The 17,355-nt window shown below is 63.3% G+C and carries 18 protein-coding genes; 15 read left to right on the top strand and 3 right to left on the bottom strand.

Going from position 1 to position 17,355, the window contains the following annotated elements; translation table 11 throughout:
* The first annotated feature begins 1 nt into the window (after position 1).
* The 10 genes from FJ960_RS04310 (at position 2) to phnE (FJ960_RS04355) (ending at position 9,417) form a co-directional block, all read left to right on the top strand.
* Positions 2-1,114, top strand: a complete 1,113-nt coding sequence (locus FJ960_RS04310; protein ID WP_140712112.1) for a carbon-phosphorus lyase complex subunit PhnI — start codon at positions 2-4, stop codon at positions 1,112-1,114.
* Entirely contained in the window at positions 1,111-2,022 is a 912-nt protein-coding gene (locus FJ960_RS04315) for an alpha-D-ribose 1-methylphosphonate 5-phosphate C-P-lyase PhnJ (RefSeq protein WP_140712114.1), read from the top strand. The genes FJ960_RS04310 and FJ960_RS04315 overlap by 4 nt, the downstream gene beginning before the upstream one ends.
* Positions 2,019-2,795, top strand: coding sequence for a phosphonate C-P lyase system protein PhnK (phnK, locus tag FJ960_RS04320; RefSeq protein WP_056577906.1), 777 nt, complete (start codon positions 2,019-2,021; stop codon positions 2,793-2,795). The genes FJ960_RS04315 and phnK overlap by 4 nt, the downstream gene beginning before the upstream one ends.
* 49 nt (positions 2,796-2,844) lie before the next feature.
* Positions 2,845-3,552, top strand: coding sequence for a phosphonate C-P lyase system protein PhnL (gene phnL, locus FJ960_RS04325; protein WP_140712116.1), 708 nt, complete (start codon positions 2,845-2,847; stop codon positions 3,550-3,552).
* Positions 3,549-4,166, top strand: coding sequence for a DapH/DapD/GlmU-related protein (locus FJ960_RS04330; RefSeq protein ID WP_140712118.1), 618 nt, complete (start codon positions 3,549-3,551; stop codon positions 4,164-4,166). Before phnL ends, FJ960_RS04330 begins: the two co-directional genes overlap by 4 nt.
* 149 nt (positions 4,167-4,315) lie before the next feature.
* A complete protein-coding gene (locus FJ960_RS04335; RefSeq protein WP_140712120.1) occupies positions 4,316-5,026 on the top strand; it encodes a DUF1868 domain-containing protein in 711 nt (236 codons plus the stop codon).
* Positions 5,027-5,156: 130 nt separating this feature from the next.
* A complete protein-coding gene (phnC, locus tag FJ960_RS04340) occupies positions 5,157-6,014 on the top strand; it encodes a phosphonate ABC transporter ATP-binding protein (protein ID WP_140712122.1) in 858 nt (285 codons plus the stop codon).
* A 110-nt stretch (positions 6,015-6,124) separates the two neighbouring features.
* Positions 6,125-7,033: a phosphonate ABC transporter substrate-binding protein gene (phnD, locus tag FJ960_RS04345; RefSeq protein ID WP_015315649.1), complete on the top strand. Its 909-nt coding sequence runs from the start codon at positions 6,125-6,127 to the stop codon at positions 7,031-7,033.
* 56 nt (positions 7,034-7,089) lie between these two features.
* Positions 7,090-8,046 (top strand): phosphonate ABC transporter, permease protein PhnE, encoded by a 957-nt coding sequence (phnE, locus tag FJ960_RS04350; RefSeq protein WP_140712124.1) that lies wholly within the window; start codon positions 7,090-7,092, stop codon positions 8,044-8,046.
* Positions 8,047-8,049: 3 nt separating this feature from the next.
* Positions 8,050-9,417 carry a phosphonate ABC transporter, permease protein PhnE gene (gene phnE / locus FJ960_RS04355; protein ID WP_140712126.1) on the top strand — a complete coding sequence of 456 codons (1,368 nt, stop codon included), beginning with the start codon at positions 8,050-8,052 and terminating at the stop codon, positions 9,415-9,417.
* 78 nt (positions 9,418-9,495) lie between these two features.
* Here the strand turns inward: phnE (FJ960_RS04355) and FJ960_RS04360 are convergent, their stop codons facing one another.
* The 3 genes from FJ960_RS04360 to FJ960_RS04370 are packed head-to-tail and all read right to left on the bottom strand — an operon-like array spanning position 9,496 to position 12,681.
* On the bottom strand, positions 9,496-10,347 hold the full coding sequence (locus FJ960_RS04360) for a sugar phosphate isomerase/epimerase (RefSeq protein WP_140503083.1): 852 nt from the start codon (positions 10,345-10,347) through the stop codon (positions 9,496-9,498).
* Between the two features lie 37 nt (positions 10,348-10,384).
* Complete coding sequence (locus tag FJ960_RS04365; RefSeq protein WP_140712128.1) at positions 10,385-11,572, bottom strand: Gfo/Idh/MocA family oxidoreductase; 1,188 nt, start codon at positions 11,570-11,572, stop codon at positions 10,385-10,387.
* Between the two features lie 53 nt (positions 11,573-11,625).
* A complete protein-coding gene (locus tag FJ960_RS04370) occupies positions 11,626-12,681 on the bottom strand; it encodes a sugar phosphate isomerase/epimerase (RefSeq protein WP_140712130.1) in 1,056 nt (351 codons plus the stop codon).
* Positions 12,682-13,080: 399 nt separating this feature from the next.
* Here FJ960_RS04370 and FJ960_RS04375 point away from each other — a divergent pair, with 399 nt between their 5' ends.
* The 5 genes from FJ960_RS04375 to FJ960_RS04395 are packed head-to-tail and all read left to right on the top strand — an operon-like array spanning position 13,081 to position 17,336.
* Positions 13,081-13,968, top strand: a complete 888-nt coding sequence (locus FJ960_RS04375) for a sugar phosphate isomerase/epimerase (protein ID WP_140712132.1) — start codon at positions 13,081-13,083, stop codon at positions 13,966-13,968.
* A gap of 52 nt (positions 13,969-14,020) precedes the next feature.
* Positions 14,021-15,190, top strand: a complete 1,170-nt coding sequence (locus tag FJ960_RS04380) for a mandelate racemase/muconate lactonizing enzyme family protein (protein ID WP_140503091.1) — start codon at positions 14,021-14,023, stop codon at positions 15,188-15,190.
* Between the two features lie 2 nt (positions 15,191-15,192).
* Complete coding sequence (locus tag FJ960_RS04385; protein WP_140712134.1) at positions 15,193-15,912, top strand: FadR/GntR family transcriptional regulator; 720 nt, start codon at positions 15,193-15,195, stop codon at positions 15,910-15,912.
* Between the two features lie 14 nt (positions 15,913-15,926).
* Positions 15,927-16,907: a hydroxyacid dehydrogenase gene (locus FJ960_RS04390; RefSeq protein ID WP_140712344.1), complete on the top strand. Its 981-nt coding sequence runs from the start codon at positions 15,927-15,929 to the stop codon at positions 16,905-16,907.
* A 39-nt stretch (positions 16,908-16,946) separates the two neighbouring features.
* Positions 16,947-17,336, top strand: a complete 390-nt coding sequence (locus FJ960_RS04395) for a hypothetical protein (RefSeq protein WP_140712136.1) — start codon at positions 16,947-16,949, stop codon at positions 17,334-17,336.
* Positions 17,337-17,355 lie beyond the last annotated feature (19 nt).

A 17,355-nucleotide genomic window follows, 5' to 3' on the forward strand; every position in this document is an offset into this window, starting at 1 on the left:
GATGTATGTCGCGGTAAAAGGCGGCGAAGCCGCAATTGCCAACGCTCACAGCCTGCTTGCCGACCGCCGGCGTGGCGACCGCTCGGTGCCGGCGCTGCGCCTCGACCAGATCGTCGAACAGCTGGCGCTCGGCGTCGACCGGGTGATGAGCGAAGGTTCGCTCTATGACCGTGAATTGGCGGCACTCGCTATCGTCCAGGCGCGGGGCGACATGATCGAGGCGATCTTCCTGGTGCGCGCCTACCGCACCACGCTGCCGCGCTTCGGCTATTCCAGACCGATCGACACCGGCACAATGCTGGTCGAGCGGCGTGTGTCGGCGACCTACAAGGACCTGCCCGGCGGCCAGTTGCTTGGTCCGACCTTCGACTACACGCACCGCCTGCTCGACCCTGAGCTCGCCGCCGGTGCCGATGTCGCCGAGCCCTTGCGGCGCGAGACGGAAGCCCAGGCGATGCCGCGTGTCTCGGCGATCCTTGCCCGCGAAGGCCTGATCGAGCCCGATGGCGACATGCCTGGGGATCATGTCCCCGGCGACATCACCCGCGAGCCGCTGGAATTCCCGATGGCGCGCGACATCCGCCTGCAGGCACTGTCGCGCGGCGACGAGGGTTTTCTGCTGGCCCTCGGCTATTCAACGCAGCGCGGCTATGCCCGCAACCATCCATTCGTCGGCGAGATCCGCATCGGCGAGGTCGAGCTGGAGCTCGACGTTCCCGAACTGCCCTTCGCGGTGCCGCTCGGCACGGTGCGCGTCACCGAATGCCAGATGGTCAACCAGTTCAAGGGCTCGGCCAAGGCGCCGCCGCAATTCACCCGTGGCTACGGTCTCGTCTTCGGCCAGAGCGAGCGCAAGGCGATGGCCATGGCGCTCTGCGACCGGGCGCTGCGCGCCTCCGAACTCGGTGAGGACGTCGTTGCCGCCGCGCAGGACGAGGAGTTCGTCATCTCGCACTCGGACAATGTCCAGGCCACCGGCTTCGTCGAGCACCTGAAGCTGCCGCACTATGTCGACTTCCAGGCCGAGCTCGACCTCGTGCGCCGCATGCGCGCCGAATATGAGGCCCGCGAAAATCCAGCAAAGGCGGGAGAAAAGAAGGAGGCTGCGGAATGACCGCGCAATCCACCGACATCGCCACCTACAACTTCGCCTATCTCGACGAGCAGACCAAGCGGATGATCCGCCGCGCGATCCTCAAGGGCATCGCCATCCCCGGCTACCAGGTGCCCTTCGCTTCGCGCGAAATGCCGATGCCTTATGGCTGGGGCACCGGCGGCGTGCAGGTTACCGCCTCGATCATCGGTCCCGACGACGTGCTGAAGGTCATCGACCAGGGTGCGGACGACACCACGAATGCCGTATCGATCCGCGCCTTCTTCAAGAAAGTAGCCAATGTCGCGGTGACCACCGATACCGCCACCGCCAGCATCATCCAGACCCGCCACCGCATTCCGGAGCATCCGCTCACCGCGGGCCAGGTGCTGGTCTACCAGGTGCCGATCCCCGAACCGCTGCGCTTCCTCGAGCCGCGCGAGACCGAAACGCGGAAAATGCATGCGCTGGAGGAATACGGCCTCATGCATGTGAAGCTCTATGAGGACATCGCCAAGCACGGCCGCATCGCCACCACCTATGCCTATCCGGTCAAGGTCGAGGGCCGCTATGTCATGGACCCATCGCCGACGCCGAAATTCGACAATCCCAAGATGCATCGCTCGCCGGCCCTGCAGCTGTTCGGCGCCGGCCGCGAAAAGCGCATCTACGCGGTGCCGCCCTTCACCGATGTGGTGAGCCTCGACTTCGAGGATCATCCGTTCGAGGTGCAGACTTTCGACCAGCCCTGCGCGCTGTGCGCGGCCGAAAATGTCTATCTCGACGAGGTCATCCTCGACGACCATGGCGGCCACATGTTCGTCTGCTCGGACACCGATTACTGCGAGAAGCGGCGTGAAGAGGGCCATCGCGGCCACCTTGCTCCCGAAACCCATCTTGCCCCAGAAAATTTGGAGCCGGCGCAATGACCGACGAACCGCTGCTGCGCGTCTCGGCGCTCTCCAAGTTCTACGGCTCGCGGGTCGGCTGCGACAACGTCACTTTCGACCTCTGGCCGGGCGAAGTCCTGGCTGTCGTCGGTGAATCCGGCTCCGGCAAGACGACGCTGCTCAACTGCCTGTCGACGCGGCTGCTGCCCTCCTCCGGCACCGCCAGCTACCGCATGCGCGACGGCCAGTTTCGCGAGCTCTACCGCATGAGCGAGGCCGAGCGCCGCTTCCTGATGCGCACCGACTGGGGCTTTGTCCACCAGAACCCGGCAGATGGCCTGCGCATGACGGTCTCGGCCGGCGCCAATGTCGGCGAGCGTCTGATGGCGGTCGGCGACCGTCACTACGGCAAGATCCGCGCCACGGCGGTCGACTGGCTGTCGCGCGTCGAGATCGAGGAAGACCGTATCGACGACGAACCCCGCGCCTTTTCCGGCGGCATGCGCCAGCGCCTGCAAATCGCCCGCAATCTCGTCACCGGGCCACGGCTGGTGTTCATGGATGAGCCGACCGGCGGCCTCGACGTTTCCGTGCAGGCGCGCCTGCTCGACCTGTTGCGCGGCCTGGTCACCGACCTTGGCCTTGCCGCGATCGTCGTCACCCACGACCTCGCCGTGGCGCGGCTTCTGTCACAGCGCATGATGGTGATGAAGGACGGCCGCGTCGTCGAAAGCGGCCTCACCGACCGCGTCCTCGACGACCCGCGCGCGCCGTACACGCAATTGCTCGTTTCCTCGATTTTGCAGGTGTGATGATGGCGCATGTACGCCCGCCGACGATTGACGATTGGAGAACCTTCTGATGCCGACGCCTCTCGTTGTCTCCGATGTCGCCAAAAGCTTCACCATGCATCTGCGCGACGGCATCAAATTGCCCGTCGTCGCGGGTGTTTCGTTCTCGATCAAGGCCGGAGAATGCACCGTGCTCGGCGGTCCGTCCGGTGCCGGCAAAAGCTCGATCCTGAAGATGCTCTACGGCAACTACGCCGTCGACGAAGGCCAGATCATCGTCACGCACGAGGATGGGTTGATCGATCTCGCCCATGCCAGCCCACGCACCGTGCTTGCCGTGCGCCGGCAAACGATCGGCTATGTCAGCCAATTCCTGCGCACCGTGCCGCGCGTCTCGGCTCTCGATGTCGTCGCCGAACCACTGGTTGAACGCGGCGAGGAGCGCGAGGCAGCCCGGGCCAAGGCACGCTCCTTGCTGGCCCAGCTCAACCTGCCGGAAAAACTCTGGATGCTGCCGCCGGCAACCTTCTCGGGCGGCGAGCAGCAGCGCGTCAACATCGCGCGCGGTTTCATCACCGAACATCCGATCCTGCTGCTCGACGAGCCGACCGCATCGCTCGACGCGACCAATCGCGACGTGGTGATCGAACTCATCGCCGCCAAGAAGGCGGCAGGCGTCGCCTTGCTCGGCATCTTCCATGACCACGAGGTGCGCGAGGCGGTGGCCGACCGCATCATCGACGTCACCGCCTTCGCTCCGGGAAAACTCGCCGCATGACCAGGAAATTGTCGGAAACGCCGCTGGTCCACCCGACAGCGGAGGTGCACAACTCGACGCTCGGCCGCTGGACCGAGATCGCCGACCGCAGCCGGGTCTCGGAAAGCGAACTCGGCGACTATTCCTACATGATGCAGGACTGCGCCGTCTGGTGCGCGACGATCGGCAAGTTCGCCAACATCGCGGCCAGCGTGCGCCTCAACGCCACCAACCACCCGACATGGCGGCCGACGCTGCACCATTTCACCTACCGTGCCTCCGACTATTGGGACGACGCCGAGCACGAGAGCGAATTCTTCGCTCAGCGCCGCGCCAAACGCGTCACCATCGGCCACGACACCTGGCTCGGCCACGGCTCGACCGTCCTGCCCGGCGTCACCGTTGGCGATGGTGCTGCGGTCGGCGCTGGCGCGGTCGTCTCGAAGGACGTCGCGCCCTACACCATCGTCGCCGGCGTGCCGGCCAAACCGATCCGCGAGCGCTTCGACCGCCGCACCGCCGAACGCTACCAGGCGCTTGCCTGGTGGACCTGGAACCATGCCAGACTGCGTGCCTCGCTCGACGACTTCCGCGAGCTGTCGGCCGAGGCATTCCTGGAGAAATACGAGGGATAGAGCAGTTCCAGAAAAAGTGGGAACCGGTTTTCCGTTCGCAATTGTTGCAGGCAAGGAGACATAGCCCTCACATCGACGTCATGAACGACTCTGTTTCATATCCTTGACACATCACCGGGGCAGGACGCGGGTGTTCCAAGGAGATCGCCATGCTCGACACCGTCAGACCCTCGCTCGCCGGATTCTTTGCCGGCTCCAATCCGACGCCGCCGGCGCATCTCGGCACGCGCTACGACGCGTCAGGCAACTTTCTCCTCGAGCCCGGCAACACCGTCGTCAGCCATCTGGTCAGCGGCTCGCCATCCGAAGCCGTGGTGCTCGCTGTGCGCGATCGGATGATGGCAATGCCAGACGCCGACCGCCTTGCCTTCACGCCTGTCTCCAGCCTGCACATGACGCTGTTCCAGGGTATCATCGAATATCGCCGCCGGTTGCCTTACTGGCCACGGGACGTGCCGCTCGACACCGGCATCGACGCCATGACCCGCCTCTATCTGGAGCGCCTGAAGGGTTTCCAGGGTGCCGGTCCATTCAACATCAAGGTCGTCGAGATCGTGCCTACCGGCCTCACCGTTGCCGGCGCGACCGCCGAGGATGTGCGCATCATGCGTGAATGGCGCGATGCGCTGGCCGTGCCATTCGGCTACCGGCACTCCGATCACGACAATTACGTCTTTCACATCACCTTCGCTTATCAGATCCAGCGTCTTGCCGACGACAGGGCCGCCGCATGGCAGACGCTGTTCGACGAATGCCTGGCGCTTTTCGCGCGGCAGGCGCCGGTGATCGAGATCAAGGCTCCAGCCTTCTGCGCATTCCGCGACATGGAGCATTTCGAGGAATTGCTGGTGCTCGGCTGATCGCCGGCAGGACGCCGGCCGTCATATCTGTGGAGCGTAACAAAACTGACATGCCGGTGACACGGCAGGTTCATGTGGCTGCGTTAGGCGAGTGCCTGACGATCAATATGGACCGGACTGGAACCAGCCCATGTCAGCAAGCTCTGCCACGCTCGAAATTCGCGGTGTCAGCCGACGATTTGGCAAGAACACCGCCGTCAGCGACGTCAACATCTCGATCCCGCAGGGGCAGATGGTCGGCGTCATCGGTCGTTCGGGTGCAGGCAAGTCGACGCTTCTTCGCATGATCAACCGTCTTGTCGACCCCAGCCAAGGGTCGATTTTTTTTGACGGCGCCGAGGTCTCCCGCCTTCGCGGGTCGCCGTTGCGGCGTTGGCAGCGCGACTGCGCCATGATCTTCCAGCAGTTCAACCTGGTGCCGCGCCTCGACGTGCTCACCAACGTGCTGCTTGGCAAATTGAACCACCGTTCGACCTTGTCCAACCTTTTCGGCATGTTCTCCCGTGCCGAATGCGCCGAGGCGGTCGCCGCGCTCGAGCGGCTCGACATCGCCCGTACGGCACTTCAACCCGCCGGCACCCTGTCGGGCGGTCAGCAGCAGCGCGTCGCGATTGCCCGCGCAATGATGCAGCAGCCCAGGGTGATCCTCGCCGACGAGCCGATCGCCTCGCTCGATCCGCTCAACGCCAAAGTGGTGATGGATTCGCTGCAGGACATCAATCTGCGCGAAGGCATCACCGTCGTCACCAACCTGCACACGCTCGATACCGCCCGCACCTATTGCAACCGCATCATCGGCATGGCCGCCGGCAAGGTCGTCTTCGACGGGCCGCCCGAAGAGCTCAACCGCGAAGCGGTGCGTCTAGTCTATGGCGCCGACAGCAATGGCGGTGAGATATCGGAGGTCATCACCTCCACCAGCGTTGCCTTCAAGCAGAAGATCGCCGCATCCGCCGGACCGCTCGAACCCGCATTCCCGGGATACTGAGCCCATTACGGGCATAGCGAGCAGCCTGGATCGTCCGTCCGCGTCAAGGGCACTTGTCAAGATCAAGAACGCTGCCGGCGCGGGGCCGGAACCTACAGGAGAGATAGCAAATGTTCAGGAAGATGGTTTTCGGTGCCGTTTCGGTGCTCGCCATGGCCACCAGCATGGCCCACGCCGCCGATATGAAGGAATTTCGCGTCGGCATTCTCGGCGGCGAAAACGAAACCGACCGGCTGCGTAACTACCAGTGCCTGGCCGACCACCTGAAGGCCGAGTTCGGCTTCGAGAAGGTTTCGCTGTTCCCCGCCGCCGACTATGACGGCGTTATCCAAGGCCTGCTCGGCGGCACGCTCGACTTCGCCGAACTCGGCGCTTCCGGCTACGCCAGCGTCTATCTGAAGGATCCGAAGGCGGTTACCCCGATCCTCACCACCAAGCAGACCGACGGCTCCACTGGCTACTATTCGATCGGGCTGGCGCTGAAGACGTCGGGGATCACCGACATCAAGTCGGCCAAGGGCAAGAAGCTCGGCTATGCCGATCCGGATTCGACCTCCGGCTACCTGATCCCGCTGACCCAGATTCCGAAGACCACCGGCGCCTCGAACGAAACCTACTTCGCTTCGACCCAGTTCAATGGCGGCCACGAAAACAACGTTCTGGCCGTGCGTGACGGCAAGGTAGACGTCGCGGTCGACGATTCCTCGGGCATCGGCGACTTCAAGAACGGCTACACCTCCGGCACCTTCCACAAGGAAGTCGCCAAGGGCGCCGTCGACCCCAACGACTTCGTCGAAGTCTGGCGCTCCGGCCTGATCCCGAACGGCCCGCTTGTCGTGCGCACCGCGATCGGCGACGACATGACCGCCAAGCTGGCCGCCTTCTTCACCGACCTGCCCAAGAAGGACAAGGCTTGCTTCGAAGGCGTCGAAGGCGGCGATTTCACCGGCTATGTTCCGGTGAAGCCGGACTTCTACAGCGTCATCGTCGAAGCCCGTAAGGCAGCCATCGGCGGCTAACGGCGAAATCGCAAAAGGGCGGTATCTCAGGTACCGCCCTTTTTGCATCTCCGATCATGACCCTTTCCGTGACAGCCCCCTCCGGCGCCACCCATCAGACGGCCGATGCCTGGCGACGCCAGACGTCGCTGCGCCGGCTCTATACAGTGCTCGGCGTCGGCCTGCTGCTCGCCGCCATGTTCGCCAGCATGTGGTTCGCCGACGAAGCCAACGCCGGGCATTTCTTCGACCGGCTGCCGCATATTCTGGATTTCCTGAGCTGGCTGGTCCCCAAGGACTGGAACGACGTCTGGCGGGCGCTATTCGATATCGCCTCGCCGCATGACACCGGCACACAGGAATTCAACTTCCCGCTCGGCCGCGTCCACGTCTGGGGCGGTTTCTACATCCCCGAATATTTCGAGCTGATGCTGACCACCGTGAACGTGGCGCTGGTCTCGACCTTCATCGGCTTTGTCTTCGCGGTGCCTTTTTCATTCATCGCGGCGCGCAACCTGACGCCCCATCCGGCACTGAGGCTGGTGGTCAAGCGCTTCATGGAATTGCTGCGCGCCTTTCCGGAGATCGTCATCGCCGGCCTCTTCGCGGCAATCGTCTCGACCGGTCCGATCGCCGCCATCATCGCCATCGGCCTGCATTCGATCGGCGCACTCGGCAAGCTGTTCTACGAGATCAACGAGAACATCGACATGCGTGCCGAGGAAGGCCTGACGGCGGTCGGCGCCAACTGGTTCGAACGGGTGCGCTTCGCCGACCTGCCTCAGGTGTTGCCCAATTTCGTTTCCTATACGCTGCTGCGGGTCGAGATCAACGTGCGGGCCTCGACCATCATCGGCGCCGTCGGCGGGGGTGGCATCGGCGAGGAACTGAAGCTCTCCATCTCGCGCGGCTTCGGCGCCAAGACGCTGGCGCTGGTGCTGCTGCTGTTCACCACCATCTTCATCATCGACCAGTTTTCCGCCTGGCTTCGTCGCAAGCTGGTCGGCGAACAAGCCTTTATGATGGGGGCGTAAATCATGGCGAACATGACCGCCGAGGAGATTCTGTCGATCGAGACGCGCCATCCACAGGTGTTCCGACGCCCGGCATACAAGCGCTTTGGTCCGCTGCTCCTGTTCGTCGGCACTCTCCTGTATCTGATCTATGCCTTGTGGTTCTTCAGCCTGCCGCAGGTGCTGCGGGAATCGCATTGGGAGCGCCTCCCGCTCTTCCTGACACAATGGATCAGCTACGATCTGCAACCGGAATTCCGTCTCGACCAGCCGGAGATCACGCCCAAATATCCGCGTTTCTCGGCGCTGGGCGACAATCCCAATCCGGATTGGGTGATCAAGAATGCCGACGGCACCTTCACCGTGCTGATCGACGGGCCGGCAAAATCCGTCACCTTCGACAAGACGCAGGCGACGATTGTCGCCAACGGCCAGACCGTGCCTGTTTCGCTGACCAGCGGCAAGCCGGTGGTCACGGGTGCGGTACCGGATTGGATCACCGCCCATGACGACGAGGTGGTGGCCAAGATGGGCTTCGCCGGCGAGGTGCGCGTCACGGTAGATCGCGTCAAGGTGCGCAAGCGCTTCCTCGGCTGGGCGAACTTCGTCTTCGACACGCGCTCGCCCTTCTTCGGCAAATCAGCGCGGGAAGTGATCTCGTTGATCATCTCGGGACCAGAGCTGAAACCAGGTACCACCAACCTCGCACTCGCCGGCGACAACATCTGGAACAACGCCCAGTGGCAACATGGCGATGTCTGGACGAAGCTCTTGCAGACCATCGTCATGGCGTTCCTGGGCACGCTGCTCGGTGGCATCGTCGCCTTCCCGCTGGCCTTCTTCGCGGCGCGCAACATCACGCCGAGCGGTGTGCTCAGCCAGGTGCTCAAACGCTTCTTCGACTTCATGCGCTCGGTCGACATGCTGATCTGGGCGCTTTTCTTCACCCGCGCCTTCGGCCCCGGCCCGCTGGCGGGAAGTGCCGCGATCTTCTTCACCGAGATCGGCACCCTCGGCAAAGTCTATTCGGAAGGCCTGGAGAACATCGACGACAAGCCGCGCGAAGGCGTACTCTCGACCGGCGCCAACGGTATCCTGGTGCAGCGCTACGGCGTGATGCCCGAAGTGATCCCGGTCTTCATCAGCCAGACGCTTTACCAGTGGGAATCCAACACCCGCGGCGCCACCATCATCGGCGCCGTCGGCGCCGGCGGCATCGGCCTGAAACTGTGGGAAGCGATGCGCACCAATTCCAACTGGGCCAACGTCTTCTACATGGTGCTGCTGACCCTGCTCGTCGTCTTCATTTTCGACAACATATCCAACTTCCTGCGCCGCCGGCTGAGCCGGACCATCCACGACTACAACAGGATCCAGGCCCAGCAGGGATAGCTTGTGATATAGAAACGGACTGGAGGCCGGCGGGACAGAGGGGGCGCGAAGGATCGTCGACGCAACGTGATCGGCTTCCTAAGCCGCCTTCTTCCACCCGTTCCTGATATGCTTGTACCCCTCCCGGTACACTGCTTCCGGCGTTTCGGAAAAATCGCGCCACACCTTGGTCGCAGCCGCCAATTCCTTCAGCGAGCGGCCGAACGCCTCGATGGTCAGCCAGTCGTCGTAGCCGCTCTTGCGGATCGCCGCGAAGGTTTCTTTCCACGGAATGTTGCCGCGCCCCGGCACGCCGCGATCGTTCTCCGATATGTGGATATGCACGACGTTCCTGCGGTGCTTCGTATAGGCGCCGATCGGGTCGGCCTCCTCGATATTGGCGTGGAAAGTGTCGTACATCGCCCTGATGTGCGGCCGGTCGATGGCGTCGATGTGCTCAGACAGGTCGGCCATCGTGTTGAGGAGATAGCATTCGAAGCGGTTCAGCGCCTCGAGCCCGATGGTGACGTTGCGCTTGCCGGCATGGTCGCCGATGGCGCGCTGCGAGGCGACCGAGCGCTTTTTCTCGGCGGCAGTCGGTCCGGACCCGGAAAAGGCGCCAAGGGTCGAATGCAGCGGTCCGCTCAGCGTGCTGGCGCCAAGCGCATCGGCGCAATCGATGGCCCATTTCATGTAATCGACACCAGCCTTGCGCGTTGCCGCATCGGCCGCGATCAGGTTCATCGCTGGATCGCCCATCGCCGAGACTGCGGTCCGCTCAAGCCCGATCCGGTCCAGCAGTTCTCCCAGTTTCCTGTAGTCGTCCGGCGTGCCGGCGAAGATCGGGATTTCGACGCCGTCAAAGCCGGTTGCCTTGATGTCGCGAAGCAATGGCTCGTGCTTCTTCGACACCGCCGTCGTCCACAAGAACATGCACATGCCGATTTTCATCGACGCCCTCCCCCATTTTCCGCTGGCCAGGCGCTTCTTACAGCTTCGTCCACGCCCCATTCTTCTTCGACGACTTCACACAGGCCTCGATGAAAGCCATGCCTTCGATGCCGTCCTGAATGGTCGGGAAGACGACATCCTTTGCCGGCTTGCCGCCCTTCTTGCGTGCCGCGCGGATGGCGCGTGCCGCCTCCTGGTAAATATTGGCGAAGCCTTCGAGATAGCCCTCGGGATGGCCTGACGGAACGCGGCTGACACGGCCCGCCACCGGCAGTGCGCCGGCGCCGTTGCGGGTGATCAATTGTTTCGGCTGGCCGAACGGCGTGTACCAGAGATAGTTGGGATCGGCCTGAACCCATTCCAGACCGCCCCTCGAACCGTAGATGCGCAGCTTCAGGCCGTTCTCATGACCAGGCGCCACCTGGCTTGCCCAGATCATGCCTTTTGCCTGATGCGTTTTTCCCGTCGGTTTGAAACGCAGCATGACATTGACATTGTCGTCGAGCAGCCTGCCCGGCACGAAGGCATCGAGATCGGCCGACAGGGTATCGAGCTCGAGCCCGGAGACGAAGCGGGCGAGGTTGTAGGCATGGGTGCCGATATCGCCGAGCGCGCCGCCGGCACCCGCCTGCTTGGGATCGCCCCGCCATGAGGCCTGCTTCTGGCCGGTGGCGGCGAGGTCCTCGGTCAGCCAGTCCTGCGGATATTCCGACTGCACGATGCGGATGTCGCCGAGCACGCCCTTGGCCACCATTTCGCGGGCCTGCCGCACCATCGGGTAGGCGGTATAATTGTGGGTGAGAACGAACACCTTGCCGGTCTTCTCGACTATCGCTGCGAGCTTCTTGGCTTCGGCCAGTGTCGTGGCCAGCGGCTTGTCGCAGATCACGTGGATGCCCGCCTCCAGGAAAGCCTTGGCTGCCGGCACATGCACGTTGTTGGGGGTGACGATGGCCACCGCCTCGATGCCATCCGGGCGCTTCGCCTCGGCCTTGGCCATTTCGGCGTAGGACGCATAGCTGCGTGAGGGATCGAGCCCGAGTTCGGCGGCCGAGGCTTTCGCACGCACCGGGTCGGACGACAGGGCGCCGGCGACCAGCACGAAATCATTGTCCATGCGTGCCGCGATGCGGTGCACGGCGCCGATGAAAGCGCCTTGCCCGCCGCCAACCATGCCGTAGCGGATCGGGCCGCCTCCCGTTTCCGACTTCGATGCAGCAACCATGTTTTTCTCCCTCGTGTGAGATTCCCCTCCGCCGAGGGGAAGTGAAAGCCGTGTCAAATTCCCATCATAGCGCGCAGCAACTTCTTGTCCGTGGTGCCGGCGGCGAAATCGTCGAATGCCTTCTCCGTCACCCGGATGATATGATGCTGGATGAAGGGTGCCCCTTCGGCCGCGCCGTCCTCCGGATGCTTCAGGCAGCATTCCCATTCCAGCACCGCCCAGGAATCGTAATCGTACTGCGTCAGCTTGGAGAAGATGCCGCCGAAATCGACCTGCCCGTCACCGAGCGAACGGAAACGGCCAGCGCGGTTCGTCCAGCTCTGGTAACCGGAGTACACGCCCTGCCGTCCGGTCGGATTGAACTCGGCGTCCTTGACGTGGAAGGCCTTGATCCGCTCGTGATAGATGTCGATGAATTCGAGATAGTCGAGCTGCTGCAGCAGGAAATGCGAAGGGTCGTAATTGATGTTGCAGCGCTTGTGGCCACCGACCGCTTCGAGGAACATCTCGAAGGTCGCCCCGTCGAACACGTCCTCTGAAGGATGAATTTCGTAGCCGACATCGACACCATTGTCCTCATAGACGTCGAGGATCGGCTTCCAGCGCTTGCCGAGTTCGCCGAAGGCTTCCTCGATCAGTCCGGCGGGCCGCTGCGGAAAGGGATAAAGGTATGGGAAAGCCAGCGAGCCGGTGAACGACACCGATGCATTCAGCCCGAGATTGCGCGACGCCTTGGCGCCGAACTTCATCTGTTCGACGGCCCATTTCTGCCGCGCCTGCGGGTTGTTGTGCACCGAAGCTGGCGCGAATCCATCCATCTGCGCGTCATAGGCCGGATGCACCGCCACCAATTGCCCCTGCAGATGCGTCGACAGTTCGGTGATCTCGACGCCGGCGTCAGTGCAGGTGCCCTTCACCTCGTCGCAATAGGCCTTGGAGGACGCCGCCTTCTCGAGGTCGAACAGGCGCGCGTCCCAGGTTGGGATCTGCACGCCCTTGTAGCCGAGACCGGCAGCCCATTTGGTGATCGACGCCAGCGAATTGAACGGTGCGGCATCGCCCGCGAACTGCGCCAGAAACAGCCCAGGGCCCTTCATTGTCGTCGGCATCGGCATCCTCCTCGTTTTGTCACGACCAAGCATAGCGCCTGATGAAAGCAGGGCCAGTCACTTTGGTCTTTTCGCGTCGGACGCTCGCCGACAATGCCATTCTGGTATGACCAAATAAGGCAGTTTGGTCAAGTCTCGGAATGCGCCGAAAAGGCGCTCCGGACGCGCAAAATAATGGCACATATCGCAATGTAATCAACAAACTAATCCATCCTGGAAGTTGCGGCACCACAGTTGTTGCCGTCTCGAGGAATTTGCTGTAGACCTAATTTCAGGCCCAATTGGTCGAACCAGTTTGCAGGAAAAGTCTGGGGATGCCTTGGGGAAGAACCCTTGCGTCGTCTTTCGGCGATGCATGTCGCAGGCAAACCATACGGACGAATCTGGAAAGGACAGGCCATGCATCTTTCGACGCACAACTGGATGCGCGCGGAACCGCTTGAGACGACGCTCAAGCGCATCAAGAAATTCGGCTATGAGTCGATCGAGATTTCCGGCGAGCCCGCGCAGTACAAGACCAAGGAGACACGGGCGCTGCTGAAGGAGCATGGCATCCGCTGCTGGGGCGCGGTCACCTTGATGCTGGGTGAACGTAACCTTGCCGCCAGGAACCAGGGCCAGCGTGAGCGCTCCGTGCAATACGTCAAGGACGTGCTGACGATGGTCAGCGAACTCGACGGCGAGATCATCACGCTGGTTCCGGCAACCGTCGGCAAGGTGGTGCCGGACGGCACCGAGGAGGAGGAGTGGAAGTGGGTCGTCGATGCGACCCGCGAATGTTTCACCCACGCCAAGAAGGTCGGCGTCAAGATCGCTATCGAACCGCTCAACCGCTTCGAAACCTATCTGTTCAATCGCGGCGCCCAGGCGCTGGCGCTGGCCGATGCGGTCAGCCCCGAATGCGGCGTCTGCCTTGACGCCTATCATATCCACATGGAGGAATTTAACGTTCATGACGCCATCCGGCAGGTCGGAAAGCGCCTGTTCGACTTCCATGTCGCCGACAACAATCGCTTCGCCGCCGGGCTCGGCCAGATCGACTGGCCAAGGATCGTCGCGACCTTGAAGGAAGTCGGTTATGACGGCGCGCTGACCAATGAGTTCGTCGCCCCGGTCGACCGCACGCCGGCAGCACCCTATCCCGAAATGATCGAGCGCCACCCGGTCGATATCTCGCCCGAGCAGCTGAAGTTCATACAGGATCACGGCTCCAGCGTGCTCACCGAGAAATTCTACACCGACCAAATGCGCATCACCGCCGAAACGCTGTTGCCGCTGATCAAGTAGTCGACGCCTGGAATTTGCCTTCCGCCCTACCGGCGGCGGGCAGGGGAACAAAATGCGCATCAAGACAGTCCAGGCCTGGTGGGTCCGCGTGCCGATCGAAGCCGCGAAGCAGCATCGTAGCGACTTCGGCCAGGTGACGACCTTCGACGCCGCCATTCTGCGCATCGAAACCGATGACGGGCTGGTCGGCTGGGGCGAAGGCAAGAACGCAGCTGGCAGCGCGGGCAGCTACGGCGCTCTCGTCCACATGCTGAACCACGAGGTCGGCCCGCAATTGATCGGCCGCGATCCGGCCGATATCGGCATCATCTGGGAGATGCTCTACAACGGCGTACGCCATGAGAGCGCCGCCCATGCCGGCCACGCCATGCCGCAACTGGCGCGGCGCGGCATGAGCATCGCCGCTATCAGCGCCGTCGACATCGCGCTTTGGGACATCCTTGGCAAGTCGCTGGGCCAGCCGGTCTGGCGATTGCTCGGCGGCCGCAAGGCCGATCGCATGCAGGCCTATGCCTCCGGCGGCTGGGCCTCCGCCGATGCCATCGGCGAGCAATTGAGATCCTACGTCGCCAGGGGCGGCTTCAAGGCGCTGAAGATGCGGGTGGGCGCCATGGATGGCGCGGCACACATTTCCGCCGCCCGCGTGCGCGCTGCGCGCCAGGCGCTCGGCCCCGACGTCGAGCTGATGGTCGATGCCCACGGCACCTATACGGTGGCGGAGGCCAAGCGCTTCATCCATCTCGTCGGCGATCTCGATCTCGCCTGGTTCGAGGAGCCTGTGATCGCCGACGACAAGCCGGGCATGGCCGAAGTGCGCACCGCCGGCGCGGTTCCGATCGCCACCGGCGAGAGCGAGGCGACGCGCTATGCCTTCCGCGACCTCGCCATGCTCAAGGCCGCCGACATCTTCCAGCCGGACCCGGCCTTCTGCGGCGGCATCAGCGAGGCGATGAAGATCGGCACCATCGCCAGCGCCTTCAATTTGCGCTTCGCGCCGCATCTTTGGGCCGGTGCGCCATGCTTCTTCGCCGGACTGCATGTCTGCGCCGCCTCGCCTTCGAGTTTCACGGTCGAATATTCGCTCGGCGCCAACCCGATGATCCACGATCTGATCGAAGAGACTGTCGAAGCAAGGGACGGCATGATAGCGATCCCGGAAAAGCCCGGATTGGGATTCACCATTTCGGAGCGATTTCTGGAGGCGCACGCGCAACGCAATTGACGATGAAAGAAAAGAACCTTCTCGCGGAACTCGCCGCCTATCTGTTCTCCCATTCGGACAAGGAGAGCGGCCGCACGCCGTCGGAACGCGAGCTGGCGGAGCATTTCGGCGTCAGCCGTGGCCAGATCCGCGAAGCGCTCGCCATCCTCGAAGCCATGCGCATTGTCGAGCGCCGCGCCAAATCGGGCATCTACATCGACACCAAGCAGGCAAGCGTCGAGGCGCTGGCACTGTTTGCGCGCGCCGGCCTGCCGCTCGATCCCTTGCAGATTTATGAAACGGTCGAGTTACGCAAGATCCATGAGATCAAGGCTGCCGAGCTTGCCTGCTCGCGCGCCACCGAGGAGAATTTCGAGCGCCTGCGCGAAATCCTCAGGGCATCGGAAGACCGCATCGCCGCGGGCGAAGGCCTGGCCAAGGAGGATCGCGAATTTCATCTGGAGATCGTGCGCGCCACCAAGAACAGCGTCTTCCACAACATCTGTAGCGTCTACTATCTGATGGGCGAGCAGCGCCTGCCGATCTACTTCAACGATCCCGAACGTAGCGTGCGCTCGCATGCCGAGCACGTGCAGATCTACGAGGCGCTGCTGCGCCGCGATGGCAATCTCGCCCAGGCGCTGATGAGCGCCCACCTCCAAGGCGCGGAAAGCTATTGGAAGGGCCTGATCGAGGGCGGTATGGCGGCTGTGCCCGCGGGCGCGACACTCGAAAGGGCCTGACCGTGATCCAGGCCATGCCCAAGATCCTGTCGACCCATCCGCTGCATCCGCGCGCCACTGCCAGGCTCGCCGGCGCCGGTCAGCTCGTCATTGCCTCCGCGCTCGACGCCGCCACCTTGACCAGGGAGGCCAAGGACGCCGACATCGTCATCGTGCGGGCGCCACTGCCGCCGGCATTGTTCCAGGGAGCCTGGAAGCTGAGGGCCGCGATCCGCCATGGCGCCGGGCTCGACATGATCCCGATGGAAGCGGCCGCGGCAGCCGGCGTGCTCGTGGCCAACGTGCCGGCGGTCAATGCCCGCTCGGTCGCCGAACATGTCATGTTTACCGCGCTTGCACTGCTGCGGCAGTTCCGCAGGGTCGACCGCGACCTGCGTGCCAAGGGCTGGCTTGCCGGCCGCGAGCATGCCAATTCCAACATCGAACTCGCCGGCAAGACTCTCGGCATTGTCGGTCTCGGCGCCGTCGGGCGGGCCATCGGCCATATCGCCGCGCACGGCTTCGACCTGAAAGTGGTGGCAACGACGCGCAGCACGCAGCCGGCGCCGGAAAAAGTCGGCTTCCTGTCGATCGACGCGCTGGTCGAGCAGAGCGACATCATCGTGCTCTGCTGCCCGCTGACGCCGGAGACCCGCGGCCTGATCAGCCGCGAACGCATCGCCCGCGTGAAGCCCAACGCACTGCTGATCAACGTGTCGCGCGGGCCGGTCGTCGATGATGACGCGTTGATCGAGGCCTTGCGGGAGCGCCGCATCGGCGGCGCCGCGCTCGACGTTTTCTCGACGCAGCCGCTGCCGCCAAATCATCCCTATTTCGGCTTCGACAATGTCGTCATCACCCCGCATATGGCGGGGATCACCGAGGAATCGATGATGCGCATGGGCGTCGGCGCGGCCAGCGAAGTCTTGCTGGTGCTGGCCGGCAAGCTGCCGGTCAATCTGCGCAATCCGGAAGTGGTCGATCATTACCGGCGACGGTTTCCGGCGCAGATATAGCATCGCGGTTTCGCCCCAATTCTCCGCGACGTTGAGGCCATGCCCGGTCTTCGCCTTGCATCTCTGATTGCCGCAACTTCCTCCATCTGCACCTTGCCGGCACTCGCTGCGGCCGAGAGCAGCTATGTCTATTGCGACAACGGGACGCGCTGCTTCAAGGCGCCCTGTCCATCGAGCAGCGCGCTCGATCTCGTCACCGGCACGATCATCAAGGGTGTGTCGATCGACACCAGCGGATTGCCGCAGGCCGACAAAGCGATAACCGATCAGTCCGACGTGCTTTATAGCGGAAAGATCGTGGTCAGGGGCGCGATCGAGCAGCGCACGCAGACCATCACCGGCAAGGATTACAGCTTGCCCTGGCTGGTCGCGACCCACATCGTGCGCACCGCCAAGGACGGCGAACGCAAGCACTGTTCATCGCGCTGATCCGCCACTGCGGCTCACT

Source organism: Mesorhizobium sp. B2-3-11 (genome assembly GCF_006442215.1).
GTDB lineage: Bacteria > Pseudomonadota > Alphaproteobacteria > Rhizobiales > Rhizobiaceae > Mesorhizobium > Mesorhizobium salmacidum.